A 21,043-nucleotide genomic window follows, 5' to 3' on the forward strand; every position below is an offset into this window, starting at 1 on the left:
GAAGGCGAACGAGTTGCTCCAGAAGATCAAGCAAGCTCTGCCAGGAGCCGTAACGCCAAGTCTCACCACCAAGGACGCATTGTTCGACCTGTACGAGGCGTACATCTTCTCGCGGTTGATCGTCGCCGCTCAGCAGGACCACTACGTCGTCTCGTTCCGGACCGGGACGACAGGGCCGTTACCCATCGTCGCTGGCCGCCGTCGACTCGTGCTGCGTCGCGGACCCGGTGTCATCTGGTCTCCCGATTTCGCACATGCCCTCCTGGCGCATTCAGGTCAGGCCCTTCTCGAGGTCCACATCGGGATTCGCGGTGAAGGGCAGTCCGGAGTGACCCATGAATGCGATGTCTCCGCTATTCGCACCGATGAGTGCGACGAAGCTCGTCGTCAGTCCTTCCATCCGAGAGCGCGTGCGATCGTGATGGCCTTCGAGTGCAAGTACTACGACACCGATCTCACGCTTGGTCTGCTTCGTGAGTTCCTCGGGTTGACGACCGACCTTCGTTCACAGAACACACAGTCGTGGCTTGCGTCAAACGTCTCCCACGGTGAACTGCCGGCGCTCTTTCGTCACCACCACCGACGATGGACGGACGAACTCGTTCCCAATTCGGATGCCGAGCGTCGATTCGTTGGTGTCATCGAAGACGAGCTTCACCGGCTTCGCCGGTAGTGCCTGGCATCACCGCGGGCTGGGCGTCGATCCGTTACTAGCCAGCAACGCCCCGAGAGCGTCTGCCGCGCGCTCGTCTGCTGCCTGAAGGAATTGGGCGTAGAAGTCGAGGGTCGTCGATGCGTTGGCGTGACCGAGCCGGCCGCTGACGGTGCGGATGTCGATGCCGGCCGACAGGAGCTGCGTGGCGCTGAAGTGGCGGAGGTGGTGGAGCTTCACGCCGTCGAGGCCGAGCTCGTCGCGCAGGCGGCCGAAGGCGAGCGTCGCGTAGTTCGGGCGCCAGGGCTTCGTGAAGTCGACCTCGTGCGAGAACAGAAACGAGTTCGACGAGATCGAGGTTCCGCACTTCGTCGCCAGCTCAGCGCAGGCTTCGCGGTGAGCGACGAGCAGCGCCGTCGTTTCCTCGTCGATCGTGACCTTCCGGACCTGGTGGGTCTTCGTGTCCTTCTCGATGAGCTCACCGCCGACCTCGGCCATGCTGCGGGCGATCGTCACCCGGCGCTTCTCGAGATCGATGTGCTTCCACCGCAGCGCGCACAACTCGCCCCGGCGCGCGCCGGTGGCCGCTGCCAACCGGAAGTAGGCCGGCAGGTAGGGGTTCACCTTCGCCGCCGCGTCGATCAGCCGGGCGACGTCGGCGGGATCGGGTAGCTCGGAATGCTGCTTCTTCGACCGCGGCGGCGACGCGTTGGCCGCCGGGTTGACGGTGAGCCACCCCCACTTCACGCCCTGGGCCAGCGTCCGCCGGAGGACAGCGTGGGATCGCATCACGGTGTTCGGCGCCAGCGGCTTCCCGCCGGCGGCACCGGAGCGGCGTAGCTCCGAGTACCACTGGTCGAGGTCGGCTGTGCGCAGCCGACGCAGCGGCATGTCGGACCAGCGGGGGAGGATGCGCCGGTCGAGCAAGCGCCGGTACTCCGCGGCGACCGCCGGCGAGAGGTCGGGCGCGGCGTGGGAGTACCAGCGCTCGCACAGCTCGCCGACGGTGCCCGCGCGCACGGCGTGCTGGCCGTCCTCGATCTCACCGAGCAGCCGGCCGAGCGCGACCTCGGCATCACGGCGCTCGCCGCGGACGGTTCGGGTGACGTAGCGCTTCTTCCCCGTCTCGGCGTCCTTGCCGGCGAAGGCGCGGATCTCCCACGACTGCTTCCCCCGCTGGCGGATCGACCCGGCCACGAACGCCACCGTACCGCGATCGGATGGGCAAGAGTAGTTGAACTGGATGGGCAAGTCGCCCTCCGAGCCAGCCGGCCAACTGCAGAAATGGCCTCCTACCTGCTAATTTGCAGCGCCCCCGGGAGGATTCGAACCTCCGACGCACGGTTTAGGAAACCGACGCTCTATCCTCTGAGCTACGGGGGCGGGGGGGCCAGGTTACCGGCGGGGAGGGCGGCGATGGCACCCAGCAGGGCGGGTGCGAGCTCGGGCCGGCAGATGACGAGGTCGGGGAGCCAGGGGCTGGGCTGGTTGTAGACCAGGGGTGAACCGTCGAGGCGGGAGGCGTGCAGGCCGGCGGCCAGGGCGACGGCCACGGGGGCCGCGCTGTCCCACTCCCACATCCCCCCGCCGTGGACGTAGGCGTCGGCGTCGCCGGTGACGACGGCCATGGCCTTGGCCCCGGCCGAGCCCAGGGGGACGAGGTCGGCGCCGACGACCGGCGCCAGGCGGACGACCAGTTCGGGCGGCCGGCTCCGGCTCACGACCAGGCGGAGGCGCCCGCCGCCGCCGGCCGCCGCCGGGTACAGCGGGCGGGCAGTGGAGAACACCTGCCCGGCCCCCGGCAAGGCGACGGCCCCGGCGGCCAGGCGCCCGCCGGACCACAGGGCCACGTGCACGGCCCAGTCGGTGCGGCCTTCGCCGTACTCCCGGGTGCCGTCGAGGGGGTCGATGACCCAGACCCGGTCGCAGGCCAACCGGGCCCCGTTGTCGGCCGCCTCCTCGGAAAGGACGGCGTCGGCCGGGCGGGCCTCAGCCAGGGCAGTGGCGAGGAAGGCCTGGGACACCCGGTCCCCTTCGTCGCCGATCTCCCGCTCGGGCTGGCCGTGAAGCCGCTCCCGCACTTCGAGGAGCCGCCAGCCCGACTCGGCGGCGAGGTGGGCCGCCAGGTGATGATCGTCCCGAGCGGCAACGTGGGACGCTCCCCCCGCCCTTGCCCCAACCGCCGGCTGATCTGGGTTCTCCACGGGAGAACCGTACCGGCTGGGGCGGCGCTAGCCGGGTGTGTACGCTAGGTGCCCAACCTTGGACGAGCTCGGCGGAACGCGCAGAATGAAGACACTCAGTGGGCGCACGGTCTGGTTCACCGGCCTGCCCTCGGCCGGCAAGACGACGATCGCCCAGGCCTTGGCCGCCCGGCTGGGGTCCGAGGGGCTTCCGGTCGAGGTGCTCGACGGTGACGTGGTCCGCACCCACCTCTCCAAGGACCTGGGGTTCACCCGGGAGGACCGCGACGAGAACGTGCGCCGGGTGGGGTTCGTGGCCGACCTGCTCAGCCGCAACGGCGTGTACGTCATGTGCTCGCTGGTGTCGCCCTACCGGGCCGTGCGCGACGAGGTGCGGGCCCGCCACGGCGGCCGGTTCGTCGAGGTGTACGTGGCCGCCCCGGCCGACGTGTGCGCCCAGCGGGACGTCAAGGGCCTCTACTCCCGCCAGCGCACGGGCCAGATGTCGGGCCTCACCGGGGCCGACGACCCCTACGAACCGCCGGTTGCCCCCGAGGTGACCCTGCCCACCCACTCCCAGACGGTGGAAGAGTCCGTCGAGATGGTCTGGCAAGCTTTGCACCGATGACCGCCGGCATCACCGACTACGAACTGACCCACCTCGACGCCCTCGAAGCCGAGGCCGTCTTCGTCATGCGCGAGGTGGCAGCCGAGTGCGAAAGGCCGGTGCTGCTCTTCAGCGGTGGCAAGGACTCGCTGGTGCTGCTGCGCCTGGCCGAGAAGGCCTTCCGGCCGGCCCGCTTCCCGTTCCCGGTGATGCATGTCGACACCGGCCACAACTTCCCCGAGGCCCTCGAGTTCCGCGACCGGCGCATGGCCGAGCTGGGCGAGCGCCTGGTCGTGGCCAGCGTGCAGGAGTCGATCGACAGGGGCCGGGTGGTCGAAGAGACCGGTCCCCGGGCATCTCGCAACCGCCTCCAGACCACCACCTTGCTCGACGCCATCCGCGAGCACGGCTTCGACGCCTGCTTCGGCGGGGGGCGGCGCGACGAGGACAAGGCCCGGGCCAAGGAGAGGTTCTTCTCCTTCCGCGACGAGTTCGGCCAGTGGGACCCCAAGAACCAGCGGCCCGAGCTGTGGTCGCTCTACAACGGCCGGGTCCGCAAGGGCGAGCAGATCCGGGCCTTCCCCATCTCCAACTGGACCGAGCTCGACGTGTGGATGTACATCGCCAAGGAGCAGATGGAGGTCCCCTCCATCTACTTCGCCCACCGCCGCCAGGTTTTCGAGCGCGACGGCATGCTGCTGGCCGTCGGCCCCTACAACACCGTGCAGGCCCACGAGGAGCCGTTCGAGGCCATGGTCCGCTTCCGCACTGTGGGGGACATGTCGTGCACGGGGGCCGTCATGTCCTCGGCGGCCACCATCGAAGACGTGATCGCCGAGGTGGCCACCACCCGGGTGACCGAGCGGGGCGCCACCCGGGCCGACGACAAGTTCAGCGAGGCGGCCATGGAAGACCGCAAGCGCGAGGGCTACTTCTAGATGGACCTGCTCCGCTTCTCCACCGCCGGCTCGGTCGACGACGGCAAGAGCACGCTCATCGGGCGCCTGCTCTACGACTCCAAGCAGGTCCTCGAGGACCAGCTCGAGGCCGTGGAGCGGGCCAGCACCACCCGGGGCCTCGACTACGTCAACCTGGCCCTGCTCACCGACGGCCTGCGGGCCGAGCGCGAGCAGGGCATCACCATCGACGTGGCCTACCGCTACTTCGCCACGGCCAGGCGCAAGTTCATCATCGCCGACACGCCCGGCCACGTGCAGTACACCCGCAACATGGTCACGGGCTCGTCGACGGCCGACCTGGCCATCATCCTGGTCGACGCCCGCAAGGGCCTGGTCGAGCAGTCCCGCCGGCACGCCTTCATCGCCACCCTGCTGCGGGTGCCTCACCTGGCCCTGTGCGTCAACAAGATGGACCTGGTGGGCTGGGACCAGGGCGTCTACGAGGCCATCAAGGAGGAGTTCCGGGCCTTCGCCACCAAGCTGGAGATCGCCGACCTCACGTTCTTCCCGATCAGCGCCCTCCATGGCGACAACGTGGTCGAGGAGTCGGCCAACATGGGATGGTTCCGGGGGGCGCCGCTGCTGACCCACCTGGAGGAGGTCCACGTGGCCTCGGACCGCAACCTCATCGACAGCCGCTTCCCCGTCCAGTACGTGGTCAGGCCCAACAACGACGCCCACCACGACTACCGGGGTTACGCCGGCCAGGTCTCGGGGGGCGTGTTCCGGCCCGGCGACGAGGTGGTCGTGCTGCCCTCGGGCCTCACCACCACGGTGGCCGCCATCGACAGCTACAGCGGCCCGGTCGACGAGGCTTACCCGCCCATGTCGGTCACCATCCGGCTCACCGACGACCTCGACATCTCCCGGGGCGACATGATCTGCCGGCCCCACAACCACCCCCACGTGGGCCAGGACCTCGACGTCATGGTGTGCTGGATGGCCGAAAAGCCCCTCACGGCCGGCACCATGTACGCCGTCAAGCACACCACCCGCTGGTCGCGTGCCATGGTCAAAGAGCTGCGGTACCGGCTCGACGTCAACACCCTGCACCGCGACGAGTCGTCGGACCGTCTCGGCCTCAACGAGATCGGCCGCATGACCCTGCGGACGACCACCCCGCTCATGTTCGACGACTACCGCCGCAACCGCACCACGGGCAGCCTCATCCTGGTCGACGAGGCCACCAACGCCACCGTGGGGGCGGCCATGGTCCTGGGCCGGGCCGGATAGCCCGCCCGCCGCTACCGCTGACGCGGGGCCTGGGCCATCTGGGCCAGGGCGGCGAGGGACCCGACCTCGACGATGCGCAAGCCGGCGTCGAAGTCCGCGTTGATGTCCCGGCCCTCCAGGTGGGGCACCATGGCGGCTAGGCGGGGCAGGCCCAGCTCGAGCAGCTCGTCGGGGTCGCGACCGGGGCCCACGCCGCCGAAGAAGCCGGCCGACTCCATCATCACGAAGCCGAGCACGTAGGCCACGATCGTGCGGAAGGCGATGAGGGCCTGCTCGGTGGAGAGCCCGGCCTCGGCCAGCACGTCGAAGGCGGCCTCGCACGGGCGCAGGGCGTCGCCGGTGGCGAACGGGCGGGTGACCATCAGGGGGACGCAGTGGGGGTGGCACAGGGCCACGGCCCGCAACGAACGGGCCATGAGCAGCGCCCGTTCATCCCACGAACCGGCGTCGGCCGCCGGGATCTCGATACCGCCCAGGAGGGCTTCGACGATGCCGTCGAGCAGGGCGTCTTTGTTGGGTACGTGGTGGTAGAGCGACATCGTCCCTACGCCCAGACGCTGGGCCAGGGCCCGCATGTTGAGGCCGGCCAGGCCCACCTCGTCGACCAGCTCGAGGGCCGAGCCCAAGATGGCCTCGCGGTCGAGCACCTGGCCCTTGCCGGCCGTGTCCGTGCCCGCCGGGCCGCCGCTGGTAGTTGGTCGTGCCATGTGTCCTCCGGCGATCCGGCGCCCGGTGGGCCAGGCGCACCCCGAAAAGGTAGTGCTAGCCCCCTTGTCCTTCATCGTACGTTGTACGTACGATGCCCGGCAACGGTTCCGAAGAAGGGCAGGCGGGCCCGGGGCAGGAGGATCGAATGAGGGTGTCCACGCAGTCGCTGGCCCGGTCGGCCAGCCGCCATCCCGGGCGTACAGTCCTGGCCTGGGTGCTGGCCATCGTCCTGTCGGCCACGCTCATCGGGTCGCTGATGGGCGACGCGCTCACCCAGGAAGCGACGTTCACCAACGACCCCGAGGCCGAGCAGGCGGCCGCTCTCATCGAGGACCGGCTGCGGGGCCCCCGCCATGCCACCGAGATCTTCATCGTCACCTCGTCGACCGTCACCGTCGACGACCCCGCCTTCAAGAACCACGTGGAGGCTCTCCAGCTCCGCCTCCAGGCCCTCGGGCCCGGAGAGGTGCTGACCGTGCGGACCTTCTACCAGAGCGCTGACCAGTCCATGGTGTCGGCCGACCGGCGCACGACGATCGTGCCCGCCGTCCTGGCCGGTGAACCGGCCGATGCCAGCGACAAGGCCCACGCCCTGCGAGAGGTAGCGGGGCAGTCGACGACCGGAGCCTTCACCACCCGGGTGTTCGGCCCGGCCTCGCTCAGCGAGGACTTCGCCAAGGTGGCCGAAGAGGACCTGCGCAAGGGCGAGGCGGTCGGCGTCATGGCTGCTCTCGTCATCCTCGTCGTCGTGTTCGGGGCGGTAGTGGCCGCCGTGCTGCCCATCCTGGTGGGGATCGCGGCTATCACCATCGCCGTGGGGGTGGTGGCCGTCGTCGGCCAGCTCAGCCCGTTCTCGTTCTTCGTGACCAACATGATCACGATGATGGGCCTGGCCGTCGGGATCGACTATTCGCTGTTCGTGGTCTCCCGCTACCGGGAGGAGCGCGCCCGGGGGCTCGACAAGCTCGATGCCATCGAGGCGGCCGGGGCCACGGCCACCCGGGCCGTGTTCTTCAGCGGGATGACCGTGGTGCTGGCCCTGGTGGGCATGCTGATCATCCCCACGACGATCTTCCGGAGCCTGGCCGCGGGAGCCATCTTCGTCGTCATCGCGGCCGTGGCCGCCTCCATGACCCTGCTCCCGGCCATGCTCGGGCTGCTGGGCGACAAGGTGAACAAGCTGGCCGTCCGGCGTTCGTCGTCGGCCGGTGGGGTGGGCCGTCCCGGAGGGTTCTGGGACAAGGTCAGCCACGCCGTCATGGCCCGTCCGGTGGTCAGCCTCGTCCTGGGCGTGTCGGTCATGCTGGCCGCCGCCTGGTCGTGGACCGACATGCGCACCGGGTTCGCGGGGGTGAGCACCCTGCCCGCCAGCTTCGAGTCCAAGCAGGCCTTCGAAGCCCTGGCCCGCGACTTCTCGGGTGGCCTGAGCAGCCCCGTCGAGGTCGTCATCGACGGGCCCGTCGACGACCCGGCCGTGCGGGCCGGCATGGCCTCCGTCGAGGCCGCCATGGCCGGCACCGAGTTGTTCGGCCCCAGTGGCGTGGAGGTCAACGACGCTCGCGACCTGGCCGTGATCTCCGCCCCCATCAAGGGCGACCCCGCCTCCAGGGCAGCCGTCGGTTCCATCACGACCCTGCGCCAGGTGGCGGCCGAGGCCTTCCCTGCGGGTGGGCCGGCCCGGGCACTGGTGGGGGGCGAGACGGCGTTCAACAAGGACTTCTTCGACCTCACGGCCCGCTACATGCCGGTCGTGTTCGTGTTCGTGCTCGGCCTGTCGTTCGTGCTGCTGACGGTCGCCTTCCGCTCGGTGATCGTGCCCATCAAGGCCCTACTGATGAACCTGCTGTCGGTTGGGGCGGCCTACGGGCTCATCGTCCTGGTCAGCCAGAAGGGTGTGGGCGCGGGCGTGCTGGGCTTCCAGCAGGTGGACGTCATCGAAGCCTGGCTGCCCCTGTTCCTGTTCTCGGTGCTGTTCGGGTTGTCGATGGACTACCACGTGTTCCTGCTGTCGAGGATCCGCGAGCAATACGACCTGACGGGTGACAACACCAGCTCGGTGGCCTACGGGTTGCGCACGACGGCCGGCATCATCACCGGGGCGGCGCTGATCATGGTGGCCGTGTTCGGTGGTTTCGCCTCGGGGGAGCTGGTCATGTTCCAGCAGATGGGCTTCGGCCTGGCGGTGGCCGTGTTCCTCGACGCCACCCTGGTGCGCTCGGTGCTGGTGCCCGCCAGCATGAAGCTCCTGGGCGACCGCAACTGGTACCTGCCCCCGTGGCTGGAGTGGCTGCCCAAGATCACCGTCGAAGGCCCCCATCGGCCCGAAGCCCCACCGGGCACCCGGGCGGCCGAGCCTCCGATGACGGCTGCCTCGGTCTGATGCCCGGCGGCGGCGGGCCGCGTGCTAGGAACGAGCCGCATGGAGTACCGCCGGTTAGGCAGCAGCGACCTGGTCGTCCCCGAGATCAGCCTGGGCACGTGGCTCACCTATGGGGGGCGCATCGACCGGGAACAGGCAGTGGCGGTGGTCGACAAGGCGTTCGACCTGGGCATCAACTTCATCGACACGGCCAACGCCTACGGCCGGGGCGAGGCCGAGCGCTTCCTGGGCGAGGTGCTGGCGGGCCGGCCCCGCGACAGCTACCTGCTGGCCACCAAGGCCTTCTGGCCCATGTCCGACACCGACCGGGGACTGTCGGCCGAGCAGGTCCGCAAGCAGTCCGACGCCTCGCTACGGCGGCTGGGGGTGGACTACGTCGACCTCTACCAGGCCCACCGCTACGACGAGGACACGCCCCTGGAGGAGACGATGGGGGCGTTCACCGAACTGGTGCGCTCAGGCAAGGCCCGTTACCTCGGGTTCAGCGAGTGGACGCCCGCCCAGATCTCGGCCGCCATCGAGCTGGCCCGGACCGAGGGGCTGGAGCCGTTCGTCTCCAGCCAGCCCGAGTACTCCATGCTGTGGCGCAAGGCCGAGCAGGTCATCGAGCTGTGCGAGGCCAACGGCATCGGCCAGATCGTGTGGTCGCCCCTGGCCCAAGGCGCACTCAGCGGCAAGTACCTGCCCGGTCAGGCCCCGCCCGAGGGGAGCCGGGCCGCGGGGGCCGACAGCCGGATGATGGGCCGGTTCCGCGACGACGCCGTGCTGGAGGCGGTCCAGCGGCTGCGGCCCATCGCCGACGGGCTGGGGCTGTCGCTGGCCCAGCTCGCCCTGGCCTGGGTGCTGCAACAGCCCAACGTGTCGTCGGCCATCGTGGGCGCCAGCCGCCCGGCCCAGCTCGAGGACAACGCCCGGGCCTCGGGAGTGAAGATCGACGCCGCCACCATGGCTGCCATCGACGAGGCTTTGGGCCCCGACGTGGTCGGGCCTTAGCCCGTCCCGGCGGAAGGCACGTCGATCACGGCCGCCACCTGGGAGGACCGCCAGGCCGAGTTCGTCGAGCGGCTGAGGCAGAGGCGCCCCGACGACCTCGAGGTGGGCACCGTCGTGGTGGTGCCGTCGCTCTCGTTCGCCCAGAGCGAGCTGCGCAAGATCACCGGCGTACTGCACTACGAGGAGCGGATGCTGTTCCTGGCCCTGCGCCTGGGGCGCCCGGACGTGCGGATCGTCTACGTGACCTCACTGGCCGTGGACCCGGCCATCGTCGACTACTACCTGCGCTTCGTCCCCGACCCGGCCGGGGCCCGCCGCCGCCTGCACATGCTGGCCCTCGACGACCCCGCCATCGGCCCCCTGTCCGAGAAGCTGCTCCACCACCCCGGGGCCCTCGAGGAACTGCGGGCCCGGGCCGGGGGCCCGTCGGACGCCTACCTGCTGCCCTTCAACGTCACCCCCGCCGAGCGGGCGCTGTCGGAGGCCCTCCGCCTCCCCCTGTACGGCTCGCCCCCCCATCTGTTCTGGCTGGGGTCCAAGACGGGGTCGCGCCGTACGGCCCGCCAGGCCGGGGTCTCGGTGCTGGAGGGCCAGGAGGACCTGTGGGACCTCGAGGATATCGAGCACGCCATCGAGTCCATCCGGGCCCGCTCGCCCCACGCCGACGCCGTGGTCATCAAGCTCAACAACGGCTTCTCCGGGCAAGGGAACGCCATCGTCGAGCTGTCCGGGCCGACGACGCCCCTGACGCGATCGGGCACGACCTTCTGCGCGGCCGGCGAGAACTGGAGCGACTACGCGGCCAAGATCGGGGCCGAGGGGGCCATCGTCGAGGAGCTGGTGCGCCACGAGCCCATGGTCTCGCCCAGCGTCCAGCTGCGCATCGCCCCCAGCGGGGAGGTCGAGGTGGTGTCCACTCACGACCAGGTGCTGGGCGGGCCCGAGGGCCACGTGTACCTCGGCTGCCGGTTCCCGGCCGACCCCGAGTACCGCCTGGCCATCCAGGAACGGGCCGCCCGGGTGGGGGCCGTCCTGGCCTCCAAGGGGGTGCTGGGGTCATTCGGGATCGACTTCCTGGTCGCCCACGGCGCCGGGGGCAACCACGTGTACCTGAGCGAGATCAACCTGCGTATGGGCGGGACGACCCACCCCTTCTGGATGGCCCGGCTGGCCACCGGGGGGACCTACGACCGGTCCACGGGCGAGCTGGTGGCCCCCGACGGCGCGCCCCGGCGTTACGTGGCCACCGACAACATCAAGCTGGATTCGCTCATGGGTTGCCAGCCGGCCGAGGTCATCGCGGCCGTCGACCGCTCCGGTCTGGCCTTCGACGCCAGGACGGGGACGGGCGTGCTCCTGCACCTGCTGGGCGCCCTGCCGGCCCACGGCAAGATGGGCGCCACGTGCGTCGCCCATGACCTGGCCGGGGCCGACGCCCTGTACCGCGACCTCACAACCCTGCTGTCCGGCATCGGGGCGAGCCCGGCCCAGCTCTAGGGGGCGGCCGGTGCGGACCGGGACCGGCCGGGTGCCCCACCTCCACGCCGGCCCGGTCCCTCAGCCGGGCGTCAGCCGCTGCAGGGTGGCCTCGTACTGGCTGGTGTAGCGCAGCCCACCGTCTCCGCTGCTGGCCTCGGCCACGGCCCGCTCCTTCACCCACAGCCCGCGAGTGGGGTCGAGCCACACGGTCAGGTCGAGCCGGGCGTCGAGCTGGCCCGGCACGGAGCCCGACAGGCGCACCACGGTGGCCGCCACCGCCTGCCCGCCCACCGTCACCACCTCCTCCCCCACCACCTCGACCACCAGGCGGGCCGTACCGCCTCCGGCCACGCTCACGTCGATCTCCCGGCGGTCGCCGGGCGCGGCCCCTGTGGGCACGAGCAGCTCGGGCGAAGACGGGCGCAGCTCCACGGTCTGGGTGAGCAGCAGGACGGTGGCCGTCAGCCGCAGGCTGACCAGGTGGGCCCCGTCGGGCCGGTACTCGAGAACTGTCTCGAATACCGGCCCGGCCCCCGCCGGGTCTCGCAGGTCGCGCGTGGATCGCTGGCGGGCGCCCGCGGGCTGGTCGACCACCAGTGACGTGACGGACGGGAAGGGAGTGACCAGGGCGCCCACAGTGGCCTGGCCGGCCGTGTCGTAGAGGTAGGTCCCGGCCGCCGCAGGCGCGACCGGCCGGGCCGTGACCGCGGTGGTGGTGGTCGTGGTCGCGGCCGGGGCCGGGCGGGTGGTCGGGACCGGGCGGGTGGTCATAACCGCACCCGGGCCGGTGGTGGTCGGCCCGGGCTCGGCCGGGGCTTCGGCCGGGAGGGAGGGGACCGGAGCGGGGGAGACCGGGGCCGGGCCGCTGAGGGAAGCCTGGCCTCGGCCGTCGCCGGGACCGCAGGCGCCCAGGAGCACCAGGGCGGTGACAGTGGCGGCCGCCCGGACGAGCCCGGCCTGGCGCCGGCCTGGAGCCGTCAGCTCCCGACTACCTCGGCCACGCCCAGGGCCGACAGCACCGAGGCGGCGATGCCCGGGCCGTCGAGGCCGAGCTTGGCCAGGATCGAGGCCGGGCTGCCCTGGGGGATGTACACGTCGGGTACCCCCAGCACGACCACCGGCGGCCCCCCGCCGGCCCGGCTCCCGTTGGTGGGGGCGTGGCCTCGTCCGTTCAGGGCAGGGCCAGGGGCCAGGGGCGGGCCCCAGCCCCCGAGGGAGTCGGCGACGGCCGTGCCCGCACCGCCATGGCGCACCCCGTCCTCGACGGTCACGACCAGGGGGTGGGCGGCCGCGTCGGCCAGCATGGCCGGGTCGAGGGGCTTCACGACCCGCACGTCCCACACGGTGGCCCCCACGCCTTGGCCGGCCAGCAGGCGGGCCGCCTCCTCGGCGGCCTCCAGCATCTTGCCCACGGCCAGGATGCACACGTCGCCCCCCCGCTGCACCCGCCGGCCCCGCAGGCCCGACCCGACCTGGCCGGGGCCAGCCTGGGGGGCGGCCCCCCGGGGGTAGCGGATGGCGACCGGGCCGCCGTCCATGAGGAGGGCTTGGTCGAGCATGACGGCCAGTTCCTGGGCCGAAGAGGGTGCGAAGACCGTCATGCCTGGAACGCGGGTCAACGCCGCCAGGTCGTAGAGGCCGTGGTGGGACGGCCCGTCGTCGCCCGTCACCCCGGCCCGGTCGATGGCGAACACGACTGGCAGCCGGTGGAGGCCGACGTCGAGGTTCACCTGGTCGATGGCCCTCATGAGGAACGTCGAGTAGATGGCCACCACTGGGCGCAGGCCGCCCATGGCCAGCCCGGCGGCCGAGGTGACGGCGTGCTGCTCGGCGATGCCGGCGTCGAGAAAGCGGTCGGGCCAGCGGTCCTGGAACGGGATCAGCCCCGTCGGGCCGCCCATGGCGGCCGTGATGGCCACCACCCGCTGGTCGCGCTCGCCCACCTCGACCATGGCATCGGCGAAGGCCTGGGTGTAACCGGCGGGTGCCCACCGGGGCGGGCCCGTGGCCGGGTCGAACACGGGGGCGTCGTGCAGGCACTTCTCGTCGTCGTCCTCGGCTGGCTTGTAACCCCGCCCCTTGTGCGTGAAGGCGTGGACCACGATGGGCCCGTCGTGATCGGCGGCCTGGGCCAGCAGCACCTCCAGCGTGTGGATGTCGTGGCCGTCCACCGGGCCGATGTAGCGGATGCCCAGGGCCTCGAAGAAGCCGTCTGGTTCGAGGACCACCTCCCGGAAGGCGGCCCGCATGCCTTCCATGCCCCGTTCGAGGTGCTCGCCGATGCGGGGCACGCCCCTCAGCACCCGCTGGACCTTCTCGCGGCTCTTCACATAGGCCGGGTTGAGGCGCAGGCGGTTGAGGCCGGTGGCCAGCCGGCCCACCGTGGGGGCATAGGACCGGCCGTTGTCGTTGAGCACGATCAGGACCCGCCGGCCGTTGTGGCCCAGGTTGTTGAGGGCCTCGTAGGCCATCCCCCCGGTCATCGACCCGTCGCCGATGACCGCCACCACCCGCCGGTCGTGCTCCCCCTTGACGGCGAGGGCGGTGGCCAGGCCGTCGGCGTAGCTGAGGATCGTGGACGCGTGGCTGTTCTCGACCCAGTCGTGCTCGGACTCGGACTGCGAGGGGTAGCCCGACAGACCCCCGGCCTGGCGCAGGGACCGGAACCGGTCGCGCCGGCCGGTGACGATCTTGTGCACGTAAGCCTGGTGGCCCGTGTCCCACAGCACGATGTCGCGCGGGGAGTCGAAGACCCGGTGGATGGCCAGGGTGAGCTCGACCACGCCCAGGTTCGACCCGAGGTGGCCGCCGGTGACCGACACCGACTGGACGATGAAGTCCCGGATCTCGGCCGCGAGCTGTTCCAGCTGCTCGTGGTCGAGGCTACGTAGGTCGCCGGGGCTGTCGATGGAATCGAGGAGCATCGGGAACCTGACGCTACAGGGTTGAGCGACTGTTCAGGTACGCACCCGCCCCCGCCTGCCTGCGGCCCCTGGGGCGGGCCCCGCCGCTACCGTGTCGGCCACCATGGACCTCGACCGCTACCAGTACCTGATCCTCATGGGACTGTGCCTTCTGATCACCCTGCCGCTGGAGCTCGTCTTGGGCGCGCGGGTGTGGCGCCAGCCCCGGCGCCTGCTCAAGGCCATGGCCGTGCCGGTGGCCATCTTCGTGGTCTGGGACCTGTTCGCCATCGCCCGGGGCCACTGGGACTTCAACCCCGCCTACGTGACGGGATGGCGCCTGCCCGGCAACCTGCCCGTCGAGGAGCTGACGTTCTTCATCGCCATCCCCATCGCCTGCCTGCTTACCTACGAGGCCGTAGGCCGGGTGCTGCGGGGCGAGGCCCGCCTCGTGCCCCGCCGGCTGACCCGCGGGAAGGGCTGACCGGTGCCCGAGTACACGGTGCTGGCCGTCCTGTCGGTGGCGGCGGTGGTGGCTGCCGAGCTCTTCTGGTTCCGCAGCGGGATCTTCCGCCGGGCCCAGTTCTGGGTGGCCTATGGGATCATCCTGTTCTTCGAGGTATTGGTGGACGGGTGGCTGACCAAGCTGTCGGCCCCCATCGTCGTCTACGACGCTGATCAGTTCACCGGTTGGCGCTTCCCGTGGGACATCCCGGTGGAGGACTACCTGTTCGGCTTCTCGCTGATCGTGCTGGTGCTCATCCTGTGGGACCGCCAGAAAGCCGGTCGGCCCGCCTGAGCCGGGCCAGCGAGTGGCCCAGGAGGAACACGGCCGAGCCCGCCACGACCACGACATGGGCCCACAGGGCGGCCACGGCCAGGGCGGGCAGGCCCAGGCCCACGGCCGTGAGGACGATGCGGGTGGGGCGCTCGCCCGGGGTGACCACCTGGCGGCCCCGCTGCTCGGGGGCGGCCAAGGAGGCCCGGGCCCGCACGTACTCCAGGTACCAGCAGGCCGCCGTCGCCCCCACGGCCAGGGCCACCACGCCCGGGCGCCCGGGGCCGGCCACATAAGCCAGGGCCGCCGGGTAGGCGGCGTCGGCCACCCGGTCGAGGGCGGAGTCGAGCAGGAACCCGACCTTGGTCGTGCGCCCGCCCTGGACGGCCACCGCCCCGTCGAGGGCGTCGAGCAGGCCCGAGACGGTCACCGCCGCGCACGCCAGCGCCGGGCCCAGCCAGCCGTCCACCAGGGCGGCCGCGGGCACGGCCGCCACCGCCGCCACCAGGGCGGCGACCGTCACCGCGTTGGGCGAGACCCCGGCCCGGGCCAGGGGGCGGGCCACCGCCCCTGCGGCCCGCAGCCACCCGCCCACGAAGCCGCCCGGCGGCTCGGTCAGGTGGAGGTCGGCCCACTCCCGTACGTGCTCGTCCCCGCTGCGGCCCACCCCCCCAGTGTCACACCCCCGGCAGTAGCCTTACCTCCATGGCCGTGGCCACCCGGCGTCTGACCGCCGACCAGTTCCTCTCCCTTCCCCCCGATCAGGCCCGCACGCAGTTGATCGACGGGGAGGTGGTGGTGACCGAGCCCGGAGTGCGCCACCAGCGGCTCGTAGGGGAGGTGTTCCGGTTGCTGGCCGGCTGGCTGGCCGAGCACCCCGGCACGGGCGAGGCCGGGCTGGGCTGCAACTGGCGCATCGACGACGCCAACGTGTTCGCGCCCGACGTGTGGTTCATCAAGGACGAGCGCCGGCCGGGCGACGTCCTGTTCGTCGACGGTGCCCCCGACCTGGTGGTCGAGGTCCGCTCCCCCTCGACGTGGCGCTTCGACATCGGCGCCAAGCGCGACGGCTACCGGCGGCGGGGCACATCGGAGATCTGGCTGGTCGACACCGAGGCCGACGTCGTGCTCGTGTTCGCGGGCGAGCAGTCGGCCGAGCTGGGCCGGGGCGACGTGCTCACCACCTCCCTGGTCCCCGGCCTGGCCGTCGAGCTGTCGGCCCTGTTCGACCGCTGAGAGGGCCTGGGTGGCGGGTGTCTAGGCCCTCCTCAGGCAGCCGACCGCCCCGTTCGCGGCTCGACTAGATGGCAAAGGTGCTGTTCAGAGGCAGGTCGGCCGCCTCGGCGCGCAGCGCCGAACACGAAAGACACCAGCCTCCGAGCCCGGCCACGGTCGCCGCCCTGGTGGGGCTGGCGCGGATGGGCGTGGCCGCGGCCCGCTTTCTGCGGCCCGACCCCCTGGCCCCGCCCGTCGACGTGCGGGTGGTCGTCCCGGCCCGGGACGAAGCGGCCACGGTGGCTGACTGCGTGGGGTCGTGCCTGGCCCAGGCCTCCGAGGTCGTGGTGGTCGACGACGCCTCGTCCGACTCCACCGGCGCCCTGGCCCGGGCGGCGGGGGCCCGTCTCGTCCGTCTCGATGGCGGACCGCCGCCGGGGTGGACAGGCAAGGCCTGGGCCTGCCGGGCCGGGGCCGAGGGAGCGACCACCGAGTGGCTGGCTTTCGTGGACGCCGACGTGGTCCTGCACCCTCACGCCCTGGCCACCATGGCCGCCTCCCTGGGCCACGACGGCGCAACCGGCACGTCCACGTCGATCGTCGGCGGGCTGGAGTGCCGGTCGTTCGCCGAGCGGCTGCTGCTGCCTGAGCTGGGCCTGGCCCTGGTCCAGGAGGGGCTGCCCCCGGGGTTCGCCAGTGGCCAGTGCTTCTTGGTCCGCCGCCGCCATTACGAGGCCGTCGGGGGGCACGGGCACCCCGCCGTGCGGGGGTCGGTGGTCGACGACCGGGCCCTGGCCCAGGCCCTGGGTGGCCACCAGGCCAGGCTGGCGCCCGACCTGCTGCGCACCCGCATGTACGGCAGCGGGCGCGAGCTGTGGGCCGGGCTGGTGAAGAACCAGGCCGCGCTCCACGACCGGCCGGCCGTCCACCTGGCGGCCTTGCTGGCCCCGGTGGCGACGCGGCGCCCGTGGGCGGCCATGACCGTGAGTGCCGGCGGGCGCCTCGCCGCCGGCCAGAACCCGCTCTACGGTGTCCTGGCGCCCGCCGCCCGGCTGGCGCTGGCGACTATCTACCTGGAGAGCCGGTGGCGGGCGGGTACCGGACGTCCGGTGGCGTGGAAAGGACGACATGTTGAAGCGACGAGCCGAGGGCGGCGACCCCTGGGACACGGTGCGCCAGATCAACCGGGCGTGGCGGACCGGTGACGCCAGCGAGATCGTCGAGCTGTTCCACCCCGACGCGGTCATCATCCACCCCGGGTTCGAAGGCCGCACCGAAGGCCGCGAGGACTGCATCTTGAGCTACGTCGACTTCGCCGAACAAGCCGACATCCGCCGGCTGGAGGAGTTCGACCCCCAGGTCGACGTCGTCGAGGACACGGCCGTCATCAGCTACGCCTTCGAGATCGACTACGAGATGGGCGGCCAGGCCTTCCAGGACAGCGGCACCGACCTGTTCGTGCTGGCCCGCGCCCGCGACGGCCGCTGGCAGGCCGTCTGGCGCACCCTCATCATGGACGCCGACTAGGCCCCCAACGCGAAACCTGCGCGGGAATCGTGGGCGAAACGCCCACGATTCCCGCGCAGGTTTCGCGTTGGGGTGGGGGTCAGCGGGCCGGTTCCAACGACAGCAGGGTGATCTCGGACTGGTCGATGTAGGCCATCCGGCCAACGAACCCGGACCCCACATCGAGGCCGATGGTGCGGGTCTCGCGCAGCAGGAGGCCGTTGCCGGGGTGGAACCAGTCCTCGACGGTGGCCACCCCGACCGTCGCCCCCGAGAACGTCGTCACCCAGCGGGTGTGGCGGGCGCGCACCGTCTCACCGTCCACGACCATGTCGACGTCCCCCAGGTACTCGGTGACCTGGTCGGCCCGGGTGTCCTCGTCGGCACACGTCCACTCCACCCGGTCACCGGGCCGGTAGCCGGCCATGTCGAAGGAACCGCCGGGCTGGCACACGAAGTCCTGGGTGCCGTGTGTCCACCAGTAGGCGATGTCGGTCCCGTAGGACGGCAGCTCGTCGCCGCAGCGCACGTAGTACTCCAGGTGCTGGACGAGGAACCAGTGGTCCTCCCGCACCCCGCAGCTGTGACGGGTGACTATGCGCATGGTGGTGGCCGAGTAGTCCCGGCGGTAGTCGAGGAACGAGATGTGCTCGCCGCCCGTCGTGCGGTACCGGTATACGCCTGGCTCGGGCAGGCCGGGCACGGGCTGGGCCGCTTCCGGGCCGGCCGCCCGGAAGCGGGCCAGGGCGCCGTCGAGGTCGACGTCACTGACCCAGTACCGGCCCGCGACCAGAAAGGCGGGCGCACCCACCACCACCAGGGCCACCAACGCCCACAGGCGCTGGCGCGCCCCCCGGGACAGTCGCCGTTGGCGGGGCGGGGCGGCCCACGACGGCACGTCGGCCGCGGGCCGGGCGCCGTTGTCGGGCGCCGCCCTCATTGCCTCAGCCCTCCGGGCGGCGACCGCCCCGGCCACCCCGGATGCCGCTGGCGGCCCGGCGGGCGACCTTGGCCCCCACACCCCACCCGGCCGGGCCCGACGGGCGCGAGCCGCACCCCCCGGGGCGCAGGACCCGGGCCCCCACGGCCAGCTTCTTCCAAGTGGGCACCCGCACCCGGCGGGAGAAGACGTCGTAGCCCGCCTCCTCGATCTGGCCCAAGATGCCGCAGTACAGCGCACGTGCCCCCCGGATGCAGCGCGCCGACTGCTCGGGCAGCATGGCGATGCCGACGTCGCCCGACTCGCAGTAGCGCCGGGCACGGGCGATCTCGAAGGCCATCAGGTCGCACCACTGGGGCGTCACCCGCCGTTCCCAGGGGTCGGCCCCGAACTTCCGCAGGTCCTCCTGGGGGATGTAGACCCGGCCCCGGTCGAGGTCCTCGGCCACGTCCCGCCAGAAGTTGGCCAGCTGGAAGCCGGTGCCGAGGTCGCGGGCGTGGCCCACGGCCTCGGGCGAGAGGGGTTCGAGGATGGGGAGCATCATCTCGCCGATCACGGCCGCCGACCCCTCGGTGTATACGAGCAGGTCGTCGAAGGTCTCGTAGGTCTCGGTGTCGAGGTCCATGGCCATGGAGCGCAGGAACCGGCGGAAGCAGTCCGGGTCGATGTCGAAGGCTCGGACGGTGTGCACCACCGCCTTGAGCACCAGGTGGTCGGAGCGCCCGGCCTCCAGGTCGGCGAAGAACCGGCGGCCGTACTCCTCCAGGGCCCGTCGGCGCTCCTCGGTCGTGGCCGTGGAGCCCAGGTCGTCGACGATGTCGTCGGCGTAGCGGGTGAACCCGTAGAGGGCGTGCACGTGGTGGCGCTTGACCACCGGCAGCAACTGGGTGGACCAGTAGTAGGTCGTGCCGTAGAGGCGGTTGAGGCGGCGGCACTCGGCGTAGGACTGCTCCAGGGTCACTGCGCCCTCGCCGGCCCCGGGCCCGGCCCCCGCGCCGGACCGGTGGCCGCTCATCGCCCGGCCGCGGCCCGGTCCACCCGCTCGGCCGCCAGCCGGCCCGACAGCAGGACCATGGGCACGCCCACGCCGGGCACCGTGCTGGAACCCACGAACACCACCCCGGGGGCCCGGCGGTCGACGTTGTTGGGCCGGAAGGGCCCGGTCTGGAAGAAGTTGTGGGCCACCGCGAAAGGAGTCCCCCGCTCCATCCCCTGGTCGCGCCAGCCGGTCGGGTCGGTGAAGCGCTCGACCACGACCTCGCCCGTCGGGTAGCCGGCGGCCGCCACTCGTTCGATCAGGCGCTGGCGCACCCCGGCCCGCTCCCGCGCCCAGTCCACCCGGCCGTCGAGGTTGGGTGTGGGCTCGAGGACGTAGAGCGAGATGTGGCCGTCGGGGGCGAGCGAGGGGTCGCCCTTGGTCGGGCTGCTCACGAGTATCGACGGGTCGGGCATGAGCACCCCTTGTTTCATGAGGGCGTCGAACGCCCCCTCCCATGCCGCCCCGAAGTGGATGTTGTGGTGCTCGGCCCCGGCCGGCAGCTCCCCCTTGACCCCGGCCAGCCACACGGCGCACGACGGCGAGTAGTTGCCCCGGCGGGCCACCCGGGGGGCGGTGGTGCCCGGCAGGAGCTGGCGGTAGGCGACCGGCAGGTCGGGGTTGAGGACCACGGCGTCGGCCTCCACGACCTCGCCCCCGGCCAGGCGCACCCCGGTCGCCCGCCCGTCGGCCCGTTGCTCGACCCGCTCCACGGTGACGCCGTAGCGCATCTCCGCCCCCGCCTTGGTGGCCGCCGCGGCCAGGGCCTTGGGCACGGCGTGCATACCCCCGGCGGGGAAGTACACGCCCTTGACAGTGTCCATGTAGGTGATCACGCAGTACAGGGCCAGGGCCTCGTACGGCGAGAGGCCGGCGTACATCGACTGGAACGAGAAGATCCTCTGCAGCCTCGGGTCGGCGAAGTAGTCGGCCACCACGTTGGCCAGCCGGCGCAGGCCGCCGAGGCGCACGAGGCGGGCCAGGGGGGCGGGCGAGGGCTTGAGCAGGTCGAAGACCGAGTCGAAGTTGCGGTCGATGAAGTGGGGCAGCTCGAGCTCGTAGAGGTCGGTGAGGTAGTCGCAGAAGCGGCCGAAGGAGGCGGCCTCGGCCGGCCCGCACACCTGGCGGACCTCCTCGGTCATGGCCTCGCGCCCCTGGCGGACCCGCAGCTCGCTGCCGTCGGCGAAGCACGCCCGGTAGATGGGGTCGACCGGCTCCAGGTGGAGGTAGTCGGCCATGTCGGCCCCCGCCCCGGCGAACGTGGCCGCCAGGATGTCGGTCATCGTCAGGACGCTGGGCCCGGTGTCGATGCGGAAACCCCCGGCCTCGAACAGGCCGGCCCGGCCCCCGGGCACGGGCTCGCGCTCGAGCACCACGACGTCGTGGCCCCCGCCGCTGAGGTGGCAGGCGGCCGCCAGCCCTCCCAGGCCGGCCCCCACGACGACTACTCGCACGCCCCTGCTACCTCGGC

General features: G+C 71.8%; 21 protein-coding genes and 1 tRNA gene. 12 read left to right on the top strand and 10 right to left on the bottom strand.

Annotated elements, in window-relative coordinates:
- The first annotated feature begins 13 nt into the window (after positions 1–13).
- Positions 14–673 carry a hypothetical protein gene (locus AB1673_08105; GenBank protein ID MEW6153934.1) on the top strand — a complete coding sequence of 220 codons (660 nt, stop codon included), beginning with the start codon at positions 14–16 and terminating at the stop codon, positions 671–673.
- A gap of 9 nt (positions 674–682) precedes the next feature.
- Here AB1673_08105 and AB1673_08110 read toward each other — a convergent pair whose 3' ends face one another.
- The 3 genes from AB1673_08110 to AB1673_08120 form a co-directional block, all read right to left on the bottom strand.
- Positions 683–1,903, bottom strand: a complete 1,221-nt coding sequence (locus AB1673_08110) for a site-specific integrase (protein ID MEW6153935.1) — start codon at positions 1,901–1,903, stop codon at positions 683–685.
- A gap of 59 nt (positions 1,904–1,962) precedes the next feature.
- Positions 1,963–2,035: transfer RNA gene (locus AB1673_08115), tRNA-Arg, on the bottom strand.
- Entirely contained in the window at positions 2,026–2,778 is a 753-nt protein-coding gene (locus AB1673_08120; protein MEW6153936.1) for a 3'(2'),5'-bisphosphate nucleotidase CysQ, read from the bottom strand. The genes AB1673_08115 and AB1673_08120 overlap by 10 nt, the downstream gene beginning before the upstream one ends.
- Positions 2,779–2,941: 163 nt before the next feature.
- Here AB1673_08120 and cysC point away from each other — a divergent pair, with 163 nt between their 5' ends.
- Genes cysC through AB1673_08135 form a run of 3 tightly spaced genes read left to right on the top strand, consistent with a single transcriptional unit; the run spans position 2,942 to position 5,634 of the window.
- Positions 2,942–3,463 (top strand): adenylyl-sulfate kinase, encoded by a 522-nt coding sequence (gene cysC, locus AB1673_08125; GenBank protein MEW6153937.1) that lies wholly within the window; start codon positions 2,942–2,944, stop codon positions 3,461–3,463.
- Positions 3,460–4,380 carry a sulfate adenylyltransferase subunit CysD gene (cysD, locus tag AB1673_08130; protein ID MEW6153938.1) on the top strand — a complete coding sequence of 307 codons (921 nt, stop codon included), beginning with the start codon at positions 3,460–3,462 and terminating at the stop codon, positions 4,378–4,380. The genes cysC and cysD overlap by 4 nt, the downstream gene beginning before the upstream one ends.
- Positions 4,381–5,634, top strand: a complete 1,254-nt coding sequence (locus tag AB1673_08135; protein ID MEW6153939.1) for a GTP-binding protein — start codon at positions 4,381–4,383, stop codon at positions 5,632–5,634.
- A gap of 11 nt (positions 5,635–5,645) precedes the next feature.
- On the opposite strand, the gene AB1673_08140 is transcribed toward AB1673_08135, so the two are convergent.
- The gene (locus tag AB1673_08140; protein ID MEW6153940.1) at positions 5,646–6,341 is read right to left on the bottom strand and encodes a TetR/AcrR family transcriptional regulator C-terminal domain-containing protein; all 696 of its coding nucleotides are present in this window, start codon (positions 6,339–6,341) and stop codon (positions 5,646–5,648) included.
- 146 nt (positions 6,342–6,487) lie between these two features.
- Between AB1673_08140 and AB1673_08145 the strand changes: the two genes are divergently transcribed.
- The 3 genes from AB1673_08145 (at position 6,488) to AB1673_08155 (ending at position 11,212) form a co-directional block, all read left to right on the top strand.
- Positions 6,488–8,722: an MMPL family transporter gene (locus tag AB1673_08145; protein MEW6153941.1), complete on the top strand. Its 2,235-nt coding sequence runs from the start codon at positions 6,488–6,490 to the stop codon at positions 8,720–8,722.
- A 39-nt stretch (positions 8,723–8,761) separates the two neighbouring features.
- Positions 8,762–9,715, top strand: coding sequence for an aldo/keto reductase family protein (locus AB1673_08150; protein ID MEW6153942.1), 954 nt, complete (start codon positions 8,762–8,764; stop codon positions 9,713–9,715).
- Positions 9,716–9,817: 102 nt separating this feature from the next.
- A complete protein-coding gene (locus tag AB1673_08155) occupies positions 9,818–11,212 on the top strand; it encodes a peptide ligase PGM1-related protein (GenBank protein MEW6153943.1) in 1,395 nt (464 codons plus the stop codon).
- 60 nt (positions 11,213–11,272) lie between these two features.
- Here AB1673_08155 and AB1673_08160 read toward each other — a convergent pair whose 3' ends face one another.
- Together AB1673_08160 and dxs are read right to left on the bottom strand one after the other, a co-directional pair.
- Positions 11,273–11,965, bottom strand: a complete 693-nt coding sequence (locus AB1673_08160; GenBank protein MEW6153944.1) for a hypothetical protein — start codon at positions 11,963–11,965, stop codon at positions 11,273–11,275.
- A gap of 206 nt (positions 11,966–12,171) precedes the next feature.
- Positions 12,172–14,118 (bottom strand): 1-deoxy-D-xylulose-5-phosphate synthase, encoded by a 1,947-nt coding sequence (gene dxs / locus AB1673_08165; GenBank protein ID MEW6153945.1) that lies wholly within the window; start codon positions 14,116–14,118, stop codon positions 12,172–12,174.
- A 103-nt stretch (positions 14,119–14,221) separates the two neighbouring features.
- Here dxs and AB1673_08170 point away from each other — a divergent pair, with 103 nt between their 5' ends.
- Positions 14,222–14,581 (top strand): lycopene cyclase domain-containing protein, encoded by a 360-nt coding sequence (locus AB1673_08170; GenBank protein ID MEW6153946.1) that lies wholly within the window; start codon positions 14,222–14,224, stop codon positions 14,579–14,581.
- Positions 14,582–14,584: 3 nt separating this feature from the next.
- Positions 14,585–14,896 (top strand): lycopene cyclase domain-containing protein, encoded by a 312-nt coding sequence (locus AB1673_08175; GenBank protein ID MEW6153947.1) that lies wholly within the window; start codon positions 14,585–14,587, stop codon positions 14,894–14,896.
- Here the strand turns inward: AB1673_08175 and AB1673_08180 are convergent.
- Entirely contained in the window at positions 14,856–15,542 is a 687-nt protein-coding gene (locus AB1673_08180) for a CDP-alcohol phosphatidyltransferase family protein (protein MEW6153948.1), read from the bottom strand. The two genes, AB1673_08175 and AB1673_08180, sit on opposite strands and share 41 nt — an antisense overlap.
- Positions 15,543–15,580: 38 nt before the next feature.
- Here AB1673_08180 and AB1673_08185 point away from each other — a divergent pair, with 38 nt between their 5' ends.
- From AB1673_08185 to AB1673_08195, 3 genes are all read left to right on the top strand, one after another.
- Entirely contained in the window at positions 15,581–16,111 is a 531-nt protein-coding gene (locus AB1673_08185; GenBank protein ID MEW6153949.1) for a Uma2 family endonuclease, read from the top strand.
- Positions 16,112–16,179: 68 nt separating this feature from the next.
- Positions 16,180–17,295 (top strand): glycosyltransferase family A protein, encoded by a 1,116-nt coding sequence (locus AB1673_08190; protein ID MEW6153950.1) that lies wholly within the window; start codon positions 16,180–16,182, stop codon positions 17,293–17,295.
- Positions 17,222–17,617 (top strand): nuclear transport factor 2 family protein, encoded by a 396-nt coding sequence (locus tag AB1673_08195; GenBank protein MEW6153951.1) that lies wholly within the window; start codon positions 17,222–17,224, stop codon positions 17,615–17,617. The genes AB1673_08190 and AB1673_08195 overlap by 74 nt, the downstream gene beginning before the upstream one ends.
- Positions 17,618–17,696: 79 nt before the next feature.
- Here AB1673_08195 and AB1673_08200 read toward each other — a convergent pair whose 3' ends face one another.
- From AB1673_08200 to crtI, 3 genes are read right to left on the bottom strand one after another with little or no spacing between them, the layout of a single operon-like run.
- Positions 17,697–18,536 (bottom strand): hypothetical protein, encoded by an 840-nt coding sequence (locus AB1673_08200; GenBank protein MEW6153952.1) that lies wholly within the window; start codon positions 18,534–18,536, stop codon positions 17,697–17,699.
- A 4-nt stretch (positions 18,537–18,540) separates the two neighbouring features.
- Positions 18,541–19,551, bottom strand: a complete 1,011-nt coding sequence (locus AB1673_08205; protein MEW6153953.1) for a phytoene/squalene synthase family protein — start codon at positions 19,549–19,551, stop codon at positions 18,541–18,543.
- Positions 19,548–21,026, bottom strand: a complete 1,479-nt coding sequence (gene crtI / locus AB1673_08210) for a phytoene desaturase family protein (protein MEW6153954.1) — start codon at positions 21,024–21,026, stop codon at positions 19,548–19,550. Before crtI ends, AB1673_08205 begins: the two co-directional genes overlap by 4 nt.
- Positions 21,027–21,043 lie beyond the last annotated feature (17 nt).

Source organism: Actinomycetota bacterium (assembly GCA_040754375.1).
Classification (GTDB): Bacteria; Actinomycetota; Acidimicrobiia; order Acidimicrobiales; family AC-14; genus JBFMCT01.